Here is a 19530-nt window from a genome sequence, read left to right on the forward strand (position 1 = left end):
CGGCTGCCTGTCGTCCGCTCGGGAACCGAGCGGCGCCACGCTAGTCGATCCGGGCGTCGACGTCCGCCAACCGGGCGCGGAACAGCTGCGCCGGCTCGCCGGCGGCACACACGGTGACGGCCGGGTCGGATGCCGACAGCCAGACCGCCTGTCCGGCCGCCAGCTGCAGGGTCCGCCCCGCGCATTCCACGCCGGCGGACCCGGAGGTGCACAACAGGATCTGCGGACCGCACGGCGGCAGTGCGACGTCGTCCGGTGCCGCACCGGAGCCGGGGGCGAGATCGATCCGCGACAGGGCGAACTCCGGGGCCGGAGTCCGGTAGCGCACTTCCCCCGGACCGGCCGGCTCGGGTTCGAGGATCGGCACGTCCACGGGCCGGAAATCTAGCACCCGCAGCAACTCCGGCACGTCGACGTGTTTCGGCGTGAGTCCGCCGCGCAGCACGTTGTCCGAGTTGGCCATGATCTCCACAGCCATGCCGTGCAGGTACGCGTGCAGGTTTCCCGCTGCGAGGAACAGGCCCTGTCCCGGCTCGAGAGTGATCCGGTTGAGCAGTACGGCGGCGAGCACGCCCGCGTCGCCGGGGTAGAACTCGGCGAGCTGCAGCACCGTCCGGACCTCCTCGGCGAACGGGGCCGTGCCGTTGCCGTTGTGCGTCGCCAGGTAGGTCACGCAGCCGTCGAGTACCCGCGGCAACAGAGCCGACAGCACCGACTGCGGAAGGGTGATCCAGATGGTGAACAGCGCGCGCAGGCCGTCGGAGTCGGGTTGCCCGGCGAGCAGCCCGACGTAGGGATCGAGTTCGGGTACCTCGAGGGCGGCGAGCAGCTCGACGGTGCGATGCGGATCCCGGAAACCGGCGAGTGCCTCGAAGCGGGTGAGCGCGACGACGAGCTCGGGCTTGTGGCTCGCATCGCGATAGTTCCGCACCGGCGACTCCAGGGGCAGGCCCGCGGCCTCCTCGCGGGCGAAGCCCTCGGCAGCCTGTTCGGCACTCGGATGCGCTTGCAGCGACAGTGGTTCCTCGGCGGCCAGCAACTTGAGCAGGAACGGCAGCCGCGGCCCGAACCGGCTCAGTGTCGCCGGCCCGAGATGTCCGCCCGGATCGGCCTCGAGGACGTCGAGCAGGGAGGTGTCCTCACCCGGCCCGTCACCGTTGGTGCTCACCACCCGCGCCGGGTCCGCGGGGTGCGCACCCAGCCACAGTTCCGCTTCCGGATGCGCGGACGGCACCGTCCGGCCGCACAGCGCCGCGATCGCGGTGCGCGAACCCCAGGCATACGAACGCAGCGCACCTTCGAGTCGGAGCACTAGCGACCACCGACCAACCGCAGATAGGCAGCGGCCATCTCGAATCGCACGGCCAGCACCGCCACCTGCTCCGGCACCGACGGCACCGCCTTCGCCTCGAACTCCCCCACCACCGATACCAACTCCATGTCCGGCAGCGCTGCCGCGCGCCGCTCCGCCTGCCGCCGATCTTCCTCCACACTCAACACCAAGACCCGCACCGGGGGTGCGGGCACCGGCCCGTCGAGCTGTTCGTCGTGGAAGAACGGATCGTACGACTCCCCACCCGCCGGGGGTATCGCGACCAGTCGGTCCCGCGCGGCGAGAACGTCCGGCAGCGCCGACGCCGAGGCGATCACCCCGGCCACCTGCAGCAGGGACTCCCCCGCGTGCCGGGCGAGCGCAGCCGTCACCGCCGAGTCGCCCGCCAGGGCCACCCGTCGGGACTGGATCCGGGAGGCCAGCGCCTTCGCCGGATTCCGGAACACCTCGCTGCCCGGCTGGTCGCGGCCGGCTTCGCCGTCCGCCGAGTCGGCGAGATCGGCCAGCGGGGGAACCACGCCTGCCGTGCGGGTGGCCTCCATTGCCACCACCACCGCGAGGAACACCGCCAGGTGCCGCAGGAGGGAGTACGCCACCGGCACTCGGATCCGCGGGGGCAACAGCATCGCCCGGCCCGCCGCCGCCCCACGGATCGGTCCCTCGTCCGGGGCGTCGACAACCACCTCGGCGCCGCGCCGCAGGGCCGCGGCGACCGATTCGGCGAGCTGGGGGTCGCCGGCGTCGTCGCCCGCGACGACGACGACGTCGAGCGGGCCGACCCAGGGCGGGGTGACGGGGGCCGTGACCAGCGGCACGGCCGAACGCGCCGCGAGCATCGCGACGACGAGTTCGCCCGCGCGAGCAGCGCGCGCATCGCCACACACGAGCACCACGCTGCGCGGATGCAGGCCGTGCAGGCGGTCGAGGATCTGCTCGTCGACGGCCGCGGCGGTGGCGCGGATCTGTGCCCCGCCGAGCGCGGCGAACCGCAGAATCCCGTCGACGTCGGCGTCGATCAGGGCACCGGTGTCGTCCAAGTCGAGGATCGAAGAGGGAGCCGTCATGGCTGCGCCACCGTCCTTCCGACTCGCACCGTCCCGGGACCGAGCCCCGGGAACTCGATTATCCCCGCCACGGATACTTCCGTCACGCGCGCACGATCGCCAGGATTTCCCTCACCAGCGCGTCGACCTGCTCCGCCGTGCGGGCCTCGACGTTGAGTCGCAGCAGGGGCTCGGTGTTGGAGGCCCGCAGGTTGAACCAGGCACCGTCGGCGAGATCGACGGTGACGCCGTCGAGCCGGTCGACTGCTTCGGCGCGGTCGCCGAAGGCCTCGAGCACTGCGGCGGTGCGCTCCGTGGCGTCGTCGACGGTGGAGTTGATCTCCCCGGACGCGGCGTACCGGTCGTATTCGCGCATCAGCTCGGACAGGGGCCGGTCCTGGCCGGCGAGCGCGGCGAGCACGTGCAGGGCCGCGAGCATGCCCGAGTCCGCGCCCCAGAAGTCGCGGAAGTAGTAGTGCGCCGAATGCTCGCCGCCGAACACGGCCCCCGTCTCGGCCATCTGCTGCTTGATGAACGAGTGCCCGACGCGGGTGCGGACGGGCTTGCCCCCGAGTTCGGTGACGAGCTCGGGCACCGCGCGGGAGGTGATGAGGTTGTGGATGATCGTCGATCCGGGTTCCTTCGCGAGCTCGCGCGAGGCCACCAGCGCGGTGACCGCCGACGGCGTGACCGGCTCACCGCGCTCGTCGACGACGAAGCAGCGGTCGGCGTCACCGTCGAACGCGAGGCCGAGGTCGGCACCCGAGTCGCGCACCAGCTTCTGCAGGTCCACCAGGTTGGCGGGATCGAGCGGATTGGCCTCGTGGTTGGGGAAGGTTCCGTCGAGTTCGAAGTACAGCGGCACCAGGTCGATCGGGAGCGCACCGAACACCGCGGGCACCGTGTGCCCGCCCATACCGTTGCCGGCGTCGACGGCAACCCGGAGCGGGCGCATCGCGGACAGGTCCACCAGCGAGCGGACGAACGCGGCGTAGTCGGCGAGCACGTCCCGCTCGGTGACGGTGCCGGGGGCACCGTCGAAGTCCGGGACGCCGGCGACGAGTTCGGCCGCGACGGTGGCGAGCCCGGTCTCCTGTCCGACCGGCTTGGCCCCGGCCCGGCACAGCTTGATCCCGTTGTAGCGCGCCGGGTTGTGGCTCGCGGTGAACATGGCGCCGGGAGCCTCGAGGATCCCGGACGCGAAGTACAGCTGATCGGTGGAGGCCAAGCCGATGTGGACGACGTCGACTCCCTGGGCGGTGACGCCGGCGGCGAAGGCCTCGGCCAGCTCCGGGGACGATGCGCGCATGTCGTGGCCGATCACGACGCGGGTGGCGCCGGTGTCCCGCATCAGGCGAGCGAAGGAGGCACCGACGTCCCGGACGAATCCGGCGTCGAGCTGTTCTCCCACCAGGCCACGCACGTCGTACGCCTTGACCACGGCGGACACGGACTCGGCAGTTCTCGCCACTGTTGCTGCTCCTGATCGTCGACTGGCGCCGCCGCCTCCGCGGCGGGGCACGGTCAGCCTAGTGCGCGGCGATCAGGACGTGGGATCGGGCAACACGCGCAGATGGCCACGACGGCCGGTGCGGGCGGTGGGGGGTGCGGCCAGGGTGGTGGGGACACCGGAATCGGTGTCGTCGGAGTCGGTGCGGCCCCGCTCGCCGAGGCCGGCTTCGCGCACCGCCTCGGCCAGTGCGGTCAGGTCGTCCTCGTCCGGAGTCCCGGCGGTGAAGGCGCCCTCGTACCGGACCAGCTCCCACCCCTTCGGGGCGGTGATCCGCGAGCCGTGCGATTCGCACAGATCCCACGAGTGGGGCTCGGCGACCGTTGCCAGGGGACCGACGACCGCGGTGGAGTCCGAGTACACGTAGGTCAGCGTCGCAACAGCAGGGTTCTTGCACCCAGGCCGGCAGCATCGACGCAGTGATCTCACAGTCGGAGAGTAGCGCGCCGTGCGCTCCGGGACTATCCGGACACACCGGAGAAGCGGGTTCGGTTTTGCGTGTCGTACTGTCCAGGCATGCCCCGATCGCGCCGTCCCAGACCCGTGACGTCCCGCTCGGTCGCCCGTCGCGGCCGCGGTGTGCGCGGCCCGCTGTTCCCGCACGAGGTGCCGGCGTGGCGCTCGCGCGCGGAGAAGTTCGATCTGCTCGTGCTGGGGGCCTTCGCGCCGATCGACGCACAGTGGCACGACCGGCTGACCAAGCTCGACATCGCCGTCGACGAGGTGCCCAAGATCCGCGCCCTCGACCCGGACTCGGTGAACTGGCCGTCGGAGGTGGTCGCGGACGGCCCGGTGCCGCTGTCGCGGCTCGTCCCCGCAGGGATCGACCGGCGCGGCGCGGCGACGCGGGCCCGGATCGTGCTCTTCCGCCGCCCGCTGGAACTGCGGGCGAAGGATCCCGAGGATCTCACCGACCTGGTGCACGACGTGCTCGTACACCAGGTCGCGACGTACCTCGGCGTCGAGCCCGAGGTCGTCGACCCCGAACTCGGCGGTTTCGACGAGGACTGACGCCTCAGACGATGCCGCGCTTGAGGCGCCGGCGCTCCCGCTCCGACAGACCACCCCAGATGCCGAAGCGTTCGTCGTTGGCCAGCGCGTACTCGAGACATTCGTCCCGCACCTCGCACCCCAAGCAGATCCGCTTCGCCTCCCGGGTCGATCCCCCTTTCTCAGGGAAGAACGCCTCGGGATCCGTCTGCGCGCACAAGGCGCGTTCCTGCCACTGTTCGTCGGCACCGTCGGACGGGTCGCCGAAACCATCGATCAGACTGAGCACGGGCCGCGCAGGCGCGTCCCCCCCGATGCCGTCGATGTCGTCCCGGACGTCCTCGCCTGCAGTGTCGATGCCTGCAGTGTCGATCCGAGAGCTCTCGAACCATTCGCGCTCGTCGGCCATCGTTCGCCTCCTCACCTGCAGCGCTGCAACTCTCGTCGAAACCGGCCCACTCCGCGCCACCCCCATCGAACATGCGTTCGAATGCAGTTCGCCACAACCGATCTCGGTTCCGGTTCACTGGAAATGACACTTATGTGATTAGACACGTGGGGCGTGTCGCGGTCAAGCCGAGCGGCGCCGCTGTCTTACCATCCGGGGTTCTCCTCCGCGCCGCTGCGCACCTGCCGCCCGGGTGCGCAGGCACCCCGGCAGCCCTCGCGGCGCACCGCCTACGCTTGCCCTGTGAACGTGACTGTATTGGTCGGCGGCGTCGGAGGTGCGCGTTTTCTCACCGGCGTGCGCCGGCTCCTCGGCATCGAACCCGGCCGCGACCTCGACCCCGACGCCGCGCACCGGGTGACCGCGATCGTCAACATCGGCGACGACGTCTGGATGCACGGGCTGCGCATCTGCCCCGACCTGGACACGTGCATGTACACCCTCGGCGGCGGGATCGACACCGAACGCGGATGGGGCCGGGCCGACGAGACCTGGCACGCGAAGGAGGAGCTGGCGGCGTACGGAGCGACACCGGACTGGTTCGGCCTCGGGGACCGCGACATCGCGACCCACCTGCTGCGCACCCAGTTGCTGAACGCCGGGTACCCGCTCTCGGCCGTGACCGAGGCGCTGTGCGACCGCTGGAAACCCGGCGTCGCCCTCCTCCCGGTCTCCGACGACCGCAGCGAGACCCACGTCGTCATCACCGATCCGGCCGACGGCGAGCAACGCGCCGTGCACTTCGAGGAATGGTGGGTCCGGCACCGCGCCCAGGTGCCCACGCACAGCTTCGCGCACATCGGCGCCGAGAAGGCCGCCCCCGCACCGGGTGTGCTCGAGGCGATCGACTCGGCGGACGTGGTGATCCTCGCCCCCTCCAACCCGGTAGTGAGCATCGGCGCGATCCTCGCGATCCCCGGACTGCGCGGCGCGCTGCGCACCACGTCCGCGAGGATCGTCGGACTGTCGCCGGTGATCGACGGAAAACCGCTGCGCGGCATGGCCGACGCGTGCCTCGGCGTGATCGGCGTCGAGACCACCGCCCAGGGCGTGGGACGGCACTACGGCGCCCGCAGCGGCGCAGGCCTGCTCGACGGCTGGCTGATCCACTCCACCGACGCCGCCGACGTGCCCGGCGTCGAGGTGCGCAGCGTGCCGCTGCTCATGACCGATCCCGACGCGACAGCCGAAATGGCTCGCGCCGCACTCGAACTGGCAGGAGTGACGCTGTGACCACGCCCTCCGACACGGCCGTCGGTACCGCCGCCGGGGTGCGCGACCACTCCCCCGGACGGCCGATCGAGATCCTCCCGGTGCCCGGCCTGCCCGAGTTCCGACCCGGCGACGACCTCGCCACCGCGCTCGCCGCCGCGGCGCCCTGGCTCGCCGACGGAGACGTCCTCGTCGTCACGAGCAAGATCTTCTCCAAGGTCGAGGGCCGCATCGTGGACTCCCCCACCGACCCCGAGGCCCGCGATGCGCTCCGCCGCCGCCTGGTCGACCAGGAGGCGGTGCGCGTGCTCGCGCGCAAGGGACGCACGCTCATCACCGAGAACCGGCTCGGGATCGTGCAGGCCGCCTCCGGGATCGACGGCTCGAATGTCGCCGCCTCGGAACTCGCCCTGCTGCCCGAGGATCCCGATGCGAGCGCCGCGGCTCTGCGCGAGCGTCTGCAGGCGCTGCTCGGTGTGAGCGTCGCCGTGGTCGTCACCGACACGATGGGCCGGGCCTGGCGCGTCGGCCAGACCGATGCCGCGATCGGAGCGGCCGGAATTCCGGTCCTGCACGAGTACGCGGGATCCCGTGACGGACAGGGCAACGAACTGTTCGTCACCTCCGTCGCCGTCGCCGACGAGATCGCGGCCGCGGGCGACCTCGTCAAGGGGAAGCTGGGCGGTGTCCCGGTCGCGGTGATCCGTGGCCTCGACCTGCCCGACAACGGTTCCACCGCCCGGCAACTCGTCCGTCGCGGCGAGGACGACCTGTTCTGGCTCGGCACCGCCGAGGCACTCGAGCGAGGCCGCCGCGAGGCGCTGTTGCTGCGGCGGTCGGTGCGGGAATTCTCCTCGGAACCGGTCGATCCCGAAGATCTGCGCGACGCCGTCGCCGAGGCTCTCACCGCTCCCGCGCCGCACCACACCCACCCGGTGCGGTTCGTCTGGGTCCGCACCGAGCAGGTGCGCCGCCGGCTGCTCGACCGCATGCGCGAACGTTGGGCCGCCGACCTCGCCGGTGACGGGCTCGCACCGGCGGCGATCGACCGACGGGTGGGCCGCGGCGCGATCCTCTACGACGCGCCCGAAGTGGTGATCCCGTTCTGGGTTCCCGACGGCGCCCACCGTTACCCCGACGCCCGGCGTACCGCCGCCGAGGCCACGATGTTCACCGTCGCCGCCGGCGCCGCCGTCCAGGGGCTGCTGGTCTCGCTCGCCGTCCGCGGGCTCGGCAGCTGCTGGATCGGGTCGACGATCTTCGCCCCGGACGTCGTGCGGCGTGAACTCGACCTGCCGGCGGACTGGTCGCCGCTCGGCGCGATCGCGGTCGGACACCCCCTCGAGCCGGCGACGCCGCGCATCGCCCCCGCGGCCGGCGACCTGCTGCTGGAGCTGTGAGATGACCGCGTCCACGCTGCACGCCTCGGCCGTCGACCGGCTGCAGACCTGGCGGACCGATTCGGCGGACGCGGAGTCGCTGCGGCACACCATGCTCGCATTTCTCGACGCCGCCCCCGAGGGATGTCTGCGCCGGCACGTCCCGGGACACGTCACGGCGTCGTCGCTCGTGCTCGATGCCGACCGGCGGCACGTGCTGCTGACCCTGCATCCCCGGGTGGGACGATGGATCCAGCTCGGTGGGCACTGCGAGGAATCCGACGAGACGGTCGTCGACGCGGCGCTGCGGGAGGCGACCGAGGAGTCCGGAATCGCGGCTCTGACCATCGACCCGGAACTGCTCTCGGCGCACACCCACCCGATCACCTGCTCGCTCGGCCACCCGACCCGGCACCTCGACCTGCGGTTCCTCGTCGTCGCGCCACCGGGAGCCGTACCCGTCCGGAGCACGGAATCGACGGACCTGCGGTGGTGGCCCGTCGACGCGCTGCCGCCCGAGGCCGAGCACGACACCCTCGGGCACCTGCTCGCTCTCGCGGGCGCACGCTTCCGGGCGGCCGGTTAGACCGGTTGCAGCGTGGGGCGTTTCGGCGCGACACCGTCCCCGGAGGACGTGCCGCGCACGCGCCGCCCGAGCCAGGGAACCAGGAATTCCCGCGCCCACCGGCGGTCCTCGGCCCGTTTCGCCGCGGACACCACCGGCGCGGCCTCGAACTCGGCCGGAGTGAGCGTGTGTGCCGCACCGAGGAGATCGAGCACGCGGATCGCCATGTTCCGGTGCCCGGCCGACGACATGTGGAGCCGGTCGAAATCCCACATCCGCAAGTCGCGGTACTCCGCGAAACGCCAGAAGTCGACGATCGTCGCACCGTGCCGGTCGGCGATCTCGCGGACGAGCTCGTTGTAGACGGCCCAGCGCCCGCGCAGGATCCGGAACACCGGCGCCCAGCTGCCGTCGTAGGCCGTCCACACGAGCACCCGGGCACCCGTCGCAGCGAGCTTGCCGACCGCCTCGTCGTACTCGGCGGCCAGCGCGTCGAGATCGAGCTTCGGGCGCATCAGGTTGTTGCCGCCGGCATAGATCGTCACCAGGTCGGGCCGCATCGCCACGGCCGCGTCGAGCTGCTCGTCGAGGATCGGGCGCAGCAGTCGTCCGCGCACGGCGAGATTGGCGTATCCGAATCCCGGGTTGTCGCGGGCGAGTTCCTCGGCGACGAGATCCGCCCAGCCCCGCAACCCGTTGGGCCGGGCCGGATCCGGGTCCCCGACGCCTTCGGTGAACGAATCCCCCAGTGCCACATACCGTTCGAACTTCACTGTGGATCCCCCCGTGCTATACGTCGGTGCTGAAACGGATCCCGCCGTCGGGGATCTGCACCCCGGGCCAGACCCGGGCGCCACGCAGCAGCTCGCAGCGCGCCCCGATGTCGGCACCGTCGCCGATGACGCCGTCGCGGATCAGGGCGCGGGGGCCGACGCGGACCCCGAATCCGATGATGGACCGCTCGATCACTGCACCGGCCTCGACCCGCGCGCCGTCGAAGATCACCGCACCGTCCAGACGCGCGCCGGCACCGATCTCGGCACCGCGGCCGACGACCGTGCCACCGATCAGCAGGGCGCCGGGCGCGACGGAGGCACCGGGATGGACGAGGGATTCGCCCCGCTGCCCACCGAGGGCCGGCGACGGCGCGATACCCCGCACCAGATCGGCCGAGCCCCGCACGAAGTCCTCCGGTGTGCCCATATCCCGCCAGTAGGCCGCGTCGACGTGCCCGTACACCCGCCTGCCCTCCGCCAGCAGAGACGGAAAGACCTCACGTTCGACGGACACCGGACGACCCTCGGGGATCGACTCGATGATCTCGCGCTTGAAGACGTAGCAGCCTGCGTTGATCTGGTCCGTCGGCGGATCCTGCGTCTTCTCCAGGAACGCGGTGACCCGGCCTTCCTCGTCGGTGGGCACACACCCGAACGCGCGCGGGTCGCCCACGCGCACCAGATGCAGCGTCACGTCGGCGTCGGTGCGCAGGTGGGTGTCGAGCACCGCGCCGAGATCCGTTCCACCGAGAACGTCACCGTTGAAGACCATGACGTTGTCGGCCCGCAACCTGGGCAGGACATTGCGGATGCCGCCGCCGGTGCCCAGCGGCTCGGCCTCGGTGACGTACTCGATCTCGAGTCCCAGTTCCGAGCCGTCACCGAAGTAGTCCTCGAAGACCTCCGCCTTGAACGAGGTACCGAGCACCACGTGCTTGATGCCGGCCGCACGGATGCGGGTGAGCAGATGCGTCAGGAACGGCACGCCGGCGGTGGGCAGCATCGGCTTCGGCGCGGACAGCGTCAGCGGCCGCAGCCGGGTTCCCTGTCCGCCCACCAGGATCACCGCATCGGTGTGCGGCGCAGCATCGTTCGTCATCGTGTCCCCTGTTCCGTGGTGTTACCCGCCTCGGCTGTCCGCGCCCGTTCGCGCGCCGCCGCGGCCACCGACATCCTCGACCGGGCGGCGAGCCCGGCCCGCAGCGTCCATCGCAGCGGTGCCTGCCACCGATGCGGGTGCCGGTCCGCCTGGAACCGGTAGGCGCTCTCGTGGTGGGCCGGAAGCATGAGTTCGGGATGCCGGCCGGCGGCGTGCCCTTTCGCGTGCGTGACCTCCGCCGAGGGCACGTACACGTTGAGCCAGCCCGCCCGGCCGAACCGGTCGCCGAGATCGACGTCCTCCATGTACATGAAATAGCGCGAGTCGAAGCCGTCGACCGCGTCGAAAGCCGCCCGCCGCACCAGCAGGCACGAGCCGGACAGCCATCCCACCGGCCGCTCCGACACGGATTCGTTCTCCTGCCGGTACCGCTGCGTCCACGGGTTCTTCGGCCACACCGTGCCGAGCAGCGCGTGCCCCGCGCCGGAGACCAGCCCGGGCACCGATCGCGCCGACGGATAGACGGTGCCGTCGGGCTCGTGGATCAACGGGCCCAGGGACGCGGCACGCGGCCAGCGACGCGCCCCCTCGAGCAGCCGGTCCAGCGACCCGGGCCCCCAGCGCACGTCGGGATTGGCGACGACGACGAACTCCTCCGCCGGGTCGACCTCTGCGACGGCCCGGTTCACGGCCCCGCCGTAGCCGATGTTGCCGCCGGTGTGCAGCAGCCGCACGTTCGGGTGCCGCGCGGCGGCCTCTTCCGGAGCGCCGTCGGTGGACCCGTTGTCCGCCAGGATCACCCGGGTGGGCAGGTTCGTCGCGCCGGTCAGCGAGGTCAGGAAGTGCTCCAGATGCTCACCGGGCGAGTAGGTCACCGTCACCACGGTCAGCGTCGAACTCACGCCGTCACCTTAGCCGCCGGCCGCGGCCGCGCCGAATCACGCCCGGGCCCGTAGGGCGCCGATCGCGGCATGCAGGGCCGGCCGCCACGGCCGCAGCGGCGTCAGCCCGGTGGCGGCCCATGCGCTGCCGTCGAGGACGGAGTACGCCGGACGGGGTGCGGGCCGCACGAACTCGTCGCTGCCGCACGGCTGCACACGGCTCGGGTCGGCGCCCGCCTCGGCGAACACTGCCCGGGCGAGATCGAACCAGCTCGCCTCCCCGGAGTTCGTCGCGTGCAGGATCCCGCCGGGCACCGTGCCCGCGCGGGCGGCGAGTTCGAGGATCCCGTCGGCGAGATCGGCGGCGTAGGTGGGGCAGCCCACCTGGTCGTCGACGACGCGCACCGTGTCGCGTTCGCGTTCGAGCCGGAGCATAGTGGCGACGAAGTCGTTGCCGTCGCCGGTGTAGAGCCACGCGGTGCGCACCACGTGGGCGCCCGGTAGCCGGTCGAGCACCGCCCGCTCCCCGGCGAGCTTGGTCCGGCCGTAGACGGTGCGGGGCCCCGTCGGATCGTCGACCCGGTACGGGCGGTTCCCGTCGCCGGCGAACACGTAGTCGGTGGACACGTGGATCAGGTGCGCGCCGGCGGCGGCGCATGCGGCGGCCAGGTTGGCAGGGCCGTGCTCGTTGACCGCGGCGGCGTCCTCGGGATGCGTCTCGGCCGCGTCCACCGCGGTGTAGGCGGCGCAGTTGAGCACGACGGCGCCGGGTTCGACGAGCGCGGCCACGGCGCCGGGATCGGTGATGTCCGCCTCCTCCGACCCGACGCCCCGGATCCGGAGGCCGCCCGCGGCGCCGCGGGCGAGCAGGTGACGGCCCAGTTGTCCGCGGGCCCCGGTGACGAGAACGGTCTGCACGGGCACGAGTGTGGCATGCCCCGGCGGCTGTCACCCGGTACGAGCCGGGCACGCCGCCGCGACGGGTGCCACAACGGCCGCCGTCTCGGCAGTAGCCTGGGTGCGACCGCCGACGCCCGACGAGAGGACCGCCAGGTGCCGCCAGAACCGCCCACACGCCGAGCTCCGGCGCGCGACGCGGGGGGAGGATCGGGGGTCCTGCGCGGTCGGCCGCTGCGGATCGCCGTCGCCGTCGCCGCGGCGCTCACCCTGGTCGCCACCGGCGTCGCGTGGCGCGGTGTCGATTCGCTGCGGTCCTCCCTCGCCACCGTGGGTGGGCTCACCCTGGGGGACGGCCGGGACGGCGCCCTCGACATCCTGCTGGTGGGCACCGACAGCCGCACCGACGCCCACGGCAATCCACTGTCCCAGCGCGAACTCGACGCGCTGCGGGCCGGCGAGGAAGTGGCCAACAACACCGACACGATCATCCTGATCCGGGTACCGCTCGACGGCACCTCGGCGACCGCCGTCTCGATCCCCCGCGACACCTACGTCGAGGTGCCCGACATCGGCATGTCGAAGATCAACGCCGCGTTCGGTGCCACCAAGGAGACCGAGCGGCTGCGACTCGTCGAGGCGGGTGAGTCCGACGCGGCTGCCGAGAAGGCGGCCACGCAGGCGGGCCGGGAGGCGCTGGTCGAGTCGGTGGCCGACCTGACCGGCATCACCGTCGACCACTATGCCGAGGTCGGCCTGCTCGGGTTCGTGCTGCTCACCGATGCCGTCGGCGGCGTCGACGTCTGCCTGAACAACGCGGTCGACGAGCCGCTGTCCGGGGCGAACTTCCCCGCAGGTGAGCAGACCCTCGACGGTGCGGACGCCCTGAGCTTCGTCCGGCAGCGCCACGACCTGCCGCGCGGCGACCTGGACCGGATCGTGCGGCAGCAGGTGTTCATGGCGTCGCTCGTGCAGAAGGTGCTCAGCGCGAAGACGCTGAGCAACCCGTCCAAGCTGAACCAGCTCAGCGCCGCTGTGCAGCGGTCGGTGGTCCTCGATTCCGACTGGGACATCCTCGACCTGGCCACCCGGATGCAGGACCTGGCCGGCGGCGCCGTGCAGTTCTCGACGATCCCCGTCCAGGACCTCAACGCGATGACCGACTACGGCGAATCCGTGGTGCAGGTGGACCCGGAGGAGGTGCGCAGCTTCGTCGCCGACCTCGTCGATCCGGACGACGACGGGTCGCAGTCCACGACCGACCCGGCGCCGGACGTCGAGGCCGGCACGATCACGGTGGACGTCGCGAACGCCGGCGGTGTCGCCGGTCTGGCCTCCCGCGTTGCGGCCGCACTCGTCGGTGACGGCTTCGTCGAGGGCGGTGTGGGCAACCACACCGGCCGCGCGGTGGACGAGTCGACGGTCTTCGCCGCCGACCCCCGGTCCGACCAGGCGCGTGCCGTCGCCGAGGCACTCGGCGGCCTGGTCACCGCCGCCGACCCGTCGCTCGACGCCGGCACGGTGCGGGTGGTGCTCACCGAGGACTACGCGGGTCCGGGCGCGGACGCGAGCGTCACCTCCGTGGCCTCCGGATCGGAACTCGTGAGCGCCGGGGCCGCCCCCACATCGGTTCCACCCGGCCCGCCGATCGATGCCGGCTCCACGGGCCCCCGCTGTGTGAACTGACGGACCGTGCGAACTGACGGACCGTGTGAACCGAAGGACCGTGTGAACCGAAGGATGAGGACGCCGTGACCACGCTGACCGACACCCTGCTCGATCCGATCCTGGCCGCCGACCCGGCCGGCCCCCGCATCACGTGGTACGACGATGTGTCCGGCGCCCGCATCGAGCTGTCCGCGGTCACCCTCGCGAACTGGGCCGCCAAGACGGCGAACATGGTGCGCGACGAGTTCGGCCTGCTGCCCGGCGGGCGGGTGGCCGTCCTGCTCCCGGCCCACTGGCAGAGTGCCGCGGTCCTGCTCGGCGCGTGGTGGGCCGGTGCCGAGGTGGTGCTCGAACCCGACGACGCGGACCTCGCGCTGGTCACCGTGGACCGTCTCGACGAAGTCGCGGACGCTGCCGAGGTCGCGGTCCTCTCGCTCGACGCCTTCGGCCGGCCCGTACCGGACCTGCCGGTGGGGGTCACCGACTATGCGACGCACGTGCGCGTGCACGGTGACCAGTTCCGCCCCGCCGGGGACGGCGGGCCGGTGCTCGACGGCCGGACGGCCGACGAGGTCGTGGCGGCAGCCCGGGACGCCGCCGCGGCCGCAGGCATCACGGGTGCGGACCGGGTGCTCTCGAGCCGCGACTGGAGCACCCCGCAGGCACTGATCGAGGGCCTGCTCGCCGTCCTCGCCGTCGGCGCATCGCTGGTGCAGGTGAGCAATCCGGATCCGGCAGCCACGGACCGGCGAGCCGAGAGCGAGAAGATCACCGCCCGTCTGGACGGTTGACCCCGCCGGTGTAGCCACCGTCGGCGAGGCCGGCCTCGATCTCGAACCGGTTGCGGGCACCGGGACGGCGCAACTCCTCCCGGAGATACCGGATCGCGAACCCGACGCCGTACCGCGCCCACTGATCGGCGTGGACCGCCTCGTGCCGCAGGATCCGCCGCGACGGTGACCGGCCGGTGAGGAACGCCCCGCCGATCGTCGTACCCGAGCGGGCGTAGCCGCCGCGCATCCCGCTGCAGACGTAGAGACCGAACTCGTCGTCGAAGTCGATGCGGCCGCCCCACGCGCGCGCCCACAGCAGAGCCATGGCCGTCACCGCGCGCACAGCACGATCCGCGCGGCGCGCGGTCGTCCGCGCGCGATTTCGAGCGCGGACGACCGAAAAGCGCGCGTACGTACACGAAGTCAGCCGAGCAGCTTCTGCCGCAACGCGTCGTCCTTCTCGAGCACCATCTGCTCGAGGCCCGCCTGGAACTGTTCCATCCGTTCCCGCAGCGCGGGGTCGGCCGCGCCGAGGATGCGGGCGGCGAGCAGCCCGGCGTTGCGGGCTCCGCCGATGGAGACGGTCGCGACGGGCACCCCGGCGGGCATCTGCACGATCGACAGCAGCGAGTCCATGCCGTCGAGGTACTTCAGCGGCACCGGCACGCCGATCACCGGAAGGGGCGTCGCGGAGGCGACCATGCCCGGCAGGTGCGCGGCGCCGCCCGCACCGGCGATGATCACCTTGATGCCACGTCCGGCGGCGTCACGGGCGTAGTCGAGCATGCGCTGCGGGGTGCGGTGGGCCGAGACGACCCCCACCTCGAAGCGGATGCCGAACTCGACGAGCGCCTCGGCCGCAGCCTCCATCGTCGGCCAGTCCGAGTCGCTGCCCATGATCAGGCCGACCTGTGCTCCGTCAGTCACCGTGAGAATCCCATCCGTCGGTCCACACTCCGTGCGAGAGCCAGTGCGCCGCGCGCTCCGCGCGTTCGCGCACCGCCGCCACGTACTGCGGGTCGTCGATCGACCCGGTCGCGTCCCCGAGCACGTTGACGTGCCCGATCTTGCGGTCCTTGCGCTCACCCTTGCCGTAGAGGTGCACATGCACGTCGGGCATCCGGGCGAACAGGTGGTGCAGCCGCTCGTCCATGCTCATCTCGGGCGCTTCGGGGGCGCCGAGCACGTTCGCCATCACCGTCACCGGCGCGATCGGCGACGTGTCGCCGAGCGGGTAGTCCAGCACCGCACGCAGGTGCTGCTCGAACTGGCCGGTGCGGGCGCCGTCCATGCCCCAGTGGCCGGAGTTGTGCGGCCGCATCGCGAGTTCGTTGACGATCAGCTCGCCGGTCTCGGTCTCGAAGAGCTCGACGGCCATGACCCCGACCACACCGAGCTCGGCGGCGATGCGCAGGGCCAGCTGTTCGGCGGCGGCTTCGACGTCGGCCCGCAGGTTCGGGGCGGGCGCGATGACGACGGCGCATTGCCCGTTCAGCTGCACGGTCTCGACCACGGGCCAGCTCGCGCCCTGCCCGAACGGCGATCGCGCGACCATCGCGGACAGCTCCCGCCGCCACGAGACCTTCTCTTCGGCGATGAGGGGCACCCCGGCGGCGAGTTGCTCCGCGACGATCCGCTGCGCCTCGTCCGCGTCGCCGGTGATCCACACCCCGCGACCGTCGTAGCCGCCGCGGGCCGCCTTGATCACGACGGGCCAGCCGTGTTCGTCGCCGAAGGCCGTGAGGTCCTCGACCGAGGTGAGCTCCGCGAACGGCGGCACCGGAGCGCCGAGCTCCGCGAGGCGCCGGCGCATCGCGAGCTTGTCCTGCGCATAGATCAGGGCCTGCGGCGGCGGCTGCACACTGACGCCTTCGCGCTGCAGCACCTCGAGGTGCTCGGTGGGCACATGCTCGTGGTCGAACGTCAAGGCGTGGGCGCCGGTCGCGGCACTGCGCAACGCGTCGAGGTCGGTGTGGCTGCCGATCACTACGTCGGGGCTGACCCGTGCGGCCGGATCGTCCGGGCTCGCGGCCAGCACCCGCAGGGTCTGGCCGAGCGCGATCGCGGCCTGATGGGTCATGCGGGCGAGCTGACCGCCGCCGACCATCGCGACGACCGGCATACCGGCGGGCAGCGTGCGGGGAGTGTGCGAGGGGGTGTCACCGGCCGCGGGGGCGGGAGTCGCGGCGGCCGAGTCCGGGGGTGTAGCGGTCACGGCTCACCATGGTGTCACAGCGGGCGCCGGGGGTGGCGCCGCGCTCCCACGCGACACCCCCGCGTTCCTGTGGTAAAGCTGATAATCCACCGGCGGGTTCGTGCCTTCGGGCCACGGTTTCGTAGACTCGTCCGGGTGTCTTTCGTCGATGCGGCCGTGAACCGAGTCCCCGAGCCTCTCCGGGGGCTGTTGCTGCGGCACCACGAGTTGATCAAGTTCGCGATCGTCGGTGGCACCACCTTCGTCGTCGACTCGGTCATCTTCTACACCCTCAAGCTCACGGTGCTCGAGGAGAAGCCGGTGACCGCCAAGGTCATCGCCGGGGTGATCGCGGTGATCTGCTCGTACGTCCTCAACCGGGAGTGGTCGTTCAAGAACCGGGGCGGCCGGGAACGGCACCACGAGGCACTGCTGTTCTTCGCCGTCAGCGGCATCGGCGTGGTCCTCAGCTTCATCCCGCTGTGGATCTCGAGCTACGTGTTCGACCTGCGGGTGCCGGACGTCAGTCTCACCGTCGAGAACATCGCCGACTTCGTCAGCGCGTACATCATCGGCAATCTGCTGCAGATGGTGTTCCGGTTCTGGTGCTTCCGCCGCTTCGTGTTCCCCGAGGAGATGAATCCGGACGGGGACGAGGTTCCCGGGCACGAGGAGTTCGCCGAGGAAGGCCTGGGACACTCCTGACCGGGTCCCGCCCTGCCCCCATTGCAGGTCAGGAGCCACTTCCGGTTCAGCGCGGTTCCCGGATCCCCGGGTGGGTGGACTCGTCGCGGGTGGAACCGAGGAACAGTGCGAACAGGGCGGGCCGGCGGCGCTGCAGTTCCAGGCGCCCGCCGTCGGCCTCGGTAAGAGCCCGGGCGAGGGCCAGTCCCACTCCGGTCGAGCCGGTACCGGAGAAGCCGCGGTCGAAGATGTGCGGCGCCAGCTCGTCGCTGACACCGTCCCCCTCGTCGGTGACCTCCACGCACACGGTCGATCCGCCGCCGAGGGTCGAGACCCGCCGCACGGACACCGTGCACGTCCCGTCGCCGTGCATGAGCGCGTTGTCGACCAGCACCGCGACGGCCTCGCGGAGCCGGGATCCGGTCACCCGGCTGCGCAGCGACGGATCTCCGCTCAGGTGCAGTTCCCGCCCCGCCTCCTTGTAGGGGCCGCGCCAGTCCGCGATCACCCCGGTCAGCTCCCCGACGACGGACACCTCGGTGCGCAGCTCGGAACCGCTGTTGCGGGACGCGCGGACCAGTTCGTCGATGGCGGTGGTGAGCCGGTCCACCTGGCGCATCGCTTCCTCGGCTTCCTCGACGACGGCCGGGTCGGTGTGGGTGGACAGCTCGTCGAGACGCAGCCGCACCGCGGTCAGCCGGGACCGCAACTGGTGCGAGACGTCGCCGACGAGGGCGTGCTCCCGCTGCAGGCGGCCGGCGATCTCGACGGTGGCGGCATCGAGGACGTCCGAGACGCGATCGAGTTCGGGGATGCCGTGCCGGCGCGGATCGGGCCGGAAGTCGCCTTCGCCCAGCCGGCGCGCCCGCGCTGCGACGTCGCGCAAGGGATCGGCCAGCCGGCGCGCGGTGACGACGGCGACGACGGCACCGACGGCCACGGACAGCAGCACGAGCAGCGTCACCCCCACGAGGACCTGCCGCTGCAGCAGACGCATGTCCTCGGCCGGCGCCTCGAGCCGCAGGGATCCCGATGTTCCCATCGACAGGGACTCGACGAGGGGGTCGGGCACCGTGGCGGCACCGATGTCGAGCCGGGCCGCGGCGTCCTCGGGGGTCGGGTAGACGACGAGGAGGCGTCCGCCGTCGGGCACGACGAGCCGCAGGGAACTGGTGTCGAGTCCGCCGACGACCAGTCCGTCGGCGCCCTCCTGGGCGATGACCTCCGCGGACATGCGCTCGAGCCGGCCCTGCAGGTCGCGGCGTGCGGTGTCCTCGACGAACAGCCAGGCGGTGTAGGCGAGCGGGACTCCGAGCAGCAGGGCCACGAGCAGCGAGCCCGCGAGGACCGCGAACAGGATTCGGCTGCGCACCCCGGCCCCGTCAGTCGGTGTTCAGCCGGAAGCCGACACCGCGGACGGTAGCGATGCGTCGTTCCCCGGCCGGGCCCTCGTCGCCGATCTTGCGGCGCAGCCAGGACATGTGCATGTCGAGGGTCTTGGAACCTCGCAGGTCGGCGTCGCCCCAGACCTCCTGCAGGATGGCATCCCGGGAAACCACCTGGCCGGCATGCTCGAGCAGCACCCGCAGCAGTTCGTATTCCTTGTTGGCGAGGGTGACCTCGGAGCCGTCGACGAGCACGCGCCGGGCCGCCCGTTCGAGCCGGATCCCGGAGACCTCGACGACGTCCTCGGACTCGCCACCCCCGCGGCGGCGCAGCAGCGCCCGGACGCGGGCCATGAGCTCGGCGAGCCGGAAGGGCTTGCCGACGTAGTCGTCGGCGCCGGCGTCGAGACCGACGACGAAGTCGACCTCGTCGGTGCGGGCGGTGAGCATCAGGACGGCGAGGTCGGAGCGGTGGGCACGGATCTGCCGGCACACTTCGAGACCGTCGATGCCGGGCAGGCCGAGATCGAGGATGAGCAGTTCGTACGCACCGGACAGCGCCCGTTCGAGCGCGTCGGGGCCGGTCTGTTCGACGGTGACGTCGTACCCCTCCCGGCCCAGCGCGCGGGACAGGGGCGCGGCGATGGCTTCGTCGTCTTCGGCGAGCAGGACTGCGGTCACGGATCCAGGGTA

The 19530-nt window shown here is 71.9% G+C and carries 21 protein-coding genes; 7 read left to right on the forward strand and 14 right to left on the reverse strand.

From position 1 onward, the window contains the following. Positions 1–40: 40 nt before the first annotated feature. The 4 genes from manA to ACM26Y_RS16360 form a co-directional block, all read right to left on the reverse strand. On the reverse strand, positions 41–1312 hold the full coding sequence (gene manA / locus ACM26Y_RS16345; protein ID WP_416061378.1) for a mannose-6-phosphate isomerase, class I: 1272 nt from the start codon (positions 1310–1312) through the stop codon (positions 41–43). Continuing rightward, positions 1312–2397 carry an SIS domain-containing protein gene (locus tag ACM26Y_RS16350; protein WP_003939105.1) on the reverse strand — a complete coding sequence of 362 codons (1086 nt, stop codon included), beginning with the start codon at positions 2395–2397 and terminating at the stop codon, positions 1312–1314. The genes manA and ACM26Y_RS16350 overlap by 1 nt, the downstream gene beginning before the upstream one ends. A gap of 82 nt (positions 2398–2479) precedes the next feature. Beyond that, positions 2480–3847, reverse strand: coding sequence for a phosphomannomutase/phosphoglucomutase (locus ACM26Y_RS16355; protein WP_416061379.1), 1368 nt, complete (start codon positions 3845–3847; stop codon positions 2480–2482). 72 nt (positions 3848–3919) lie between these two features. Beyond that, entirely contained in the window at positions 3920–4315 is a 396-nt protein-coding gene (locus tag ACM26Y_RS16360; protein WP_193788811.1) for a DUF3499 domain-containing protein, read from the reverse strand. A gap of 87 nt (positions 4316–4402) precedes the next feature. On the opposite strand from ACM26Y_RS16360, the gene ACM26Y_RS16365 reads away from it, so the two are divergent. After that, the gene (locus ACM26Y_RS16365; RefSeq protein ID WP_040784265.1) at positions 4403–4897 is read left to right on the forward strand and encodes a metallopeptidase family protein; all 495 of its coding nucleotides are present in this window, start codon (positions 4403–4405) and stop codon (positions 4895–4897) included. Between the two features lie 4 nt (positions 4898–4901). Here ACM26Y_RS16365 and ACM26Y_RS16370 read toward each other — a convergent pair whose 3' ends face one another. Further along, positions 4902–5165, reverse strand: a complete 264-nt coding sequence (locus ACM26Y_RS16370) for a WhiB family transcriptional regulator (protein ID WP_193788813.1) — start codon at positions 5163–5165, stop codon at positions 4902–4904. 402 nt (positions 5166–5567) lie between these two features. On the opposite strand from ACM26Y_RS16370, the gene cofD reads away from it, so the two are divergent. The 3 genes from cofD to ACM26Y_RS16385 are packed head-to-tail and all read left to right on the forward strand — an operon-like array spanning position 5568 to position 8501. Then, on the forward strand, positions 5568–6557 hold the full coding sequence (gene cofD / locus ACM26Y_RS16375; protein ID WP_054374213.1) for a 2-phospho-L-lactate transferase: 990 nt from the start codon (positions 5568–5570) through the stop codon (positions 6555–6557). Beyond that, entirely contained in the window at positions 6554–7936 is a 1383-nt protein-coding gene (locus ACM26Y_RS16380; RefSeq protein WP_289381649.1) for a coenzyme F420-0:L-glutamate ligase, read from the forward strand. Before cofD ends, ACM26Y_RS16380 begins: the two co-directional genes overlap by 4 nt. 1 nt (position 7937) lies before the next feature. Further along, positions 7938–8501 carry an NUDIX hydrolase gene (locus tag ACM26Y_RS16385; RefSeq protein ID WP_416061380.1) on the forward strand — a complete coding sequence of 188 codons (564 nt, stop codon included), beginning with the start codon at positions 7938–7940 and terminating at the stop codon, positions 8499–8501. Here ACM26Y_RS16385 and ACM26Y_RS16390 read toward each other — a convergent pair. Genes ACM26Y_RS16390 through rfbD form a run of 4 tightly spaced genes read right to left on the reverse strand, consistent with a single transcriptional unit; the run spans position 8498 to position 12154 of the window. Next, positions 8498–9253 (reverse strand): SGNH/GDSL hydrolase family protein, encoded by a 756-nt coding sequence (locus ACM26Y_RS16390; protein ID WP_289381647.1) that lies wholly within the window; start codon positions 9251–9253, stop codon positions 8498–8500. The genes ACM26Y_RS16385 and ACM26Y_RS16390 overlap by 4 nt on opposite strands. Before the next feature lie 16 nt (positions 9254–9269). Beyond that, positions 9270–10355: a sugar phosphate nucleotidyltransferase gene (locus ACM26Y_RS16395; RefSeq protein WP_010594761.1), complete on the reverse strand. Its 1086-nt coding sequence runs from the start codon at positions 10353–10355 to the stop codon at positions 9270–9272. Beyond that, the gene (locus ACM26Y_RS16400) at positions 10352–11257 is read right to left on the reverse strand and encodes a glycosyltransferase family 2 protein (RefSeq protein WP_054374216.1); all 906 of its coding nucleotides are present in this window, start codon (positions 11255–11257) and stop codon (positions 10352–10354) included. Before ACM26Y_RS16400 ends, ACM26Y_RS16395 begins: the two co-directional genes overlap by 4 nt. 36 nt (positions 11258–11293) lie before the next feature. Continuing rightward, a complete protein-coding gene (gene rfbD / locus ACM26Y_RS16405) occupies positions 11294–12154 on the reverse strand; it encodes a dTDP-4-dehydrorhamnose reductase (protein WP_416061381.1) in 861 nt (286 codons plus the stop codon). A 135-nt stretch (positions 12155–12289) separates the two neighbouring features. Between rfbD and ACM26Y_RS16410 the strand changes: the two genes are divergently transcribed. Continuing rightward, complete coding sequence (locus ACM26Y_RS16410) at positions 12290–13819, forward strand: LCP family protein (RefSeq protein WP_416061382.1); 1530 nt, start codon at positions 12290–12292, stop codon at positions 13817–13819. 65 nt (positions 13820–13884) lie between these two features. Further along, positions 13885–14592 carry a TIGR03089 family protein gene (locus ACM26Y_RS16415; RefSeq protein WP_416061383.1) on the forward strand — a complete coding sequence of 236 codons (708 nt, stop codon included), beginning with the start codon at positions 13885–13887 and terminating at the stop codon, positions 14590–14592. Here ACM26Y_RS16415 and ACM26Y_RS16420 read toward each other — a convergent pair. From ACM26Y_RS16420 to ACM26Y_RS16430, 3 genes are all read right to left on the reverse strand, one after another. Next, on the reverse strand, positions 14570–14899 hold the full coding sequence (locus tag ACM26Y_RS16420; RefSeq protein ID WP_416063695.1) for a hypothetical protein: 330 nt from the start codon (positions 14897–14899) through the stop codon (positions 14570–14572). The genes ACM26Y_RS16415 and ACM26Y_RS16420 overlap by 23 nt on opposite strands. A gap of 98 nt (positions 14900–14997) precedes the next feature. Beyond that, positions 14998–15501: a 5-(carboxyamino)imidazole ribonucleotide mutase gene (gene purE / locus ACM26Y_RS16425; protein ID WP_274521200.1), complete on the reverse strand. Its 504-nt coding sequence runs from the start codon at positions 15499–15501 to the stop codon at positions 14998–15000. Next, positions 15494–16789, reverse strand: coding sequence for a 5-(carboxyamino)imidazole ribonucleotide synthase (locus tag ACM26Y_RS16430; protein WP_416061384.1), 1296 nt, complete (start codon positions 16787–16789; stop codon positions 15494–15496). Before ACM26Y_RS16430 ends, purE begins: the two co-directional genes overlap by 8 nt. Before the next feature lie 135 nt (positions 16790–16924). Here ACM26Y_RS16430 and ACM26Y_RS16435 point away from each other — a divergent pair, with 135 nt between their 5' ends. Further along, a complete protein-coding gene (locus ACM26Y_RS16435) occupies positions 16925–17473 on the forward strand; it encodes a GtrA family protein (RefSeq protein ID WP_054372189.1) in 549 nt (182 codons plus the stop codon). 46 nt (positions 17474–17519) lie between these two features. Here ACM26Y_RS16435 and ACM26Y_RS16440 read toward each other — a convergent pair whose 3' ends face one another. Further along, positions 17520–18824 carry a sensor histidine kinase gene (locus ACM26Y_RS16440; RefSeq protein WP_054372188.1) on the reverse strand — a complete coding sequence of 435 codons (1305 nt, stop codon included), beginning with the start codon at positions 18822–18824 and terminating at the stop codon, positions 17520–17522. A 10-nt stretch (positions 18825–18834) separates the two neighbouring features. Beyond that, positions 18835–19518: a response regulator transcription factor gene (locus ACM26Y_RS16445; protein ID WP_054372187.1), complete on the reverse strand. Its 684-nt coding sequence runs from the start codon at positions 19516–19518 to the stop codon at positions 18835–18837. Positions 19519–19530 lie beyond the last annotated feature (12 nt).

This window comes from Rhodococcus indonesiensis, from assembly GCF_047782815.1.
Taxonomy (GTDB): domain Bacteria; phylum Actinomycetota; class Actinomycetes; order Mycobacteriales; family Mycobacteriaceae; genus Rhodococcus; species Rhodococcus indonesiensis.

Coding starts and splice junctions, on each gene's coding strand:
- ACM26Y_RS16350 (WP_003939105.1), bottom strand. CDS start 2,397: ATGACGGCTCCCTCTTCGATCCTCGACTTGGACGACACCGGTGCCCTG.
- ACM26Y_RS16365 (WP_040784265.1), top strand. CDS start 4,403: ATGCCCCGATCGCGCCGTCCCAGACCCGTGACGTCCCGCTCGGTCGCC.
- ACM26Y_RS16385 (WP_416061380.1), top strand. CDS start 7,938: ATGACCGCGTCCACGCTGCACGCCTCGGCCGTCGACCGGCTGCAGACC.
- ACM26Y_RS16395 (WP_010594761.1), bottom strand. CDS start 10,355: ATGACGAACGATGCTGCGCCGCACACCGATGCGGTGATCCTGGTGGGC.
- ACM26Y_RS16420 (WP_416063695.1), bottom strand. CDS start 14,899: ATGGCTCTGCTGTGGGCGCGCGCGTGGGGCGGCCGCATCGACTTCGAC.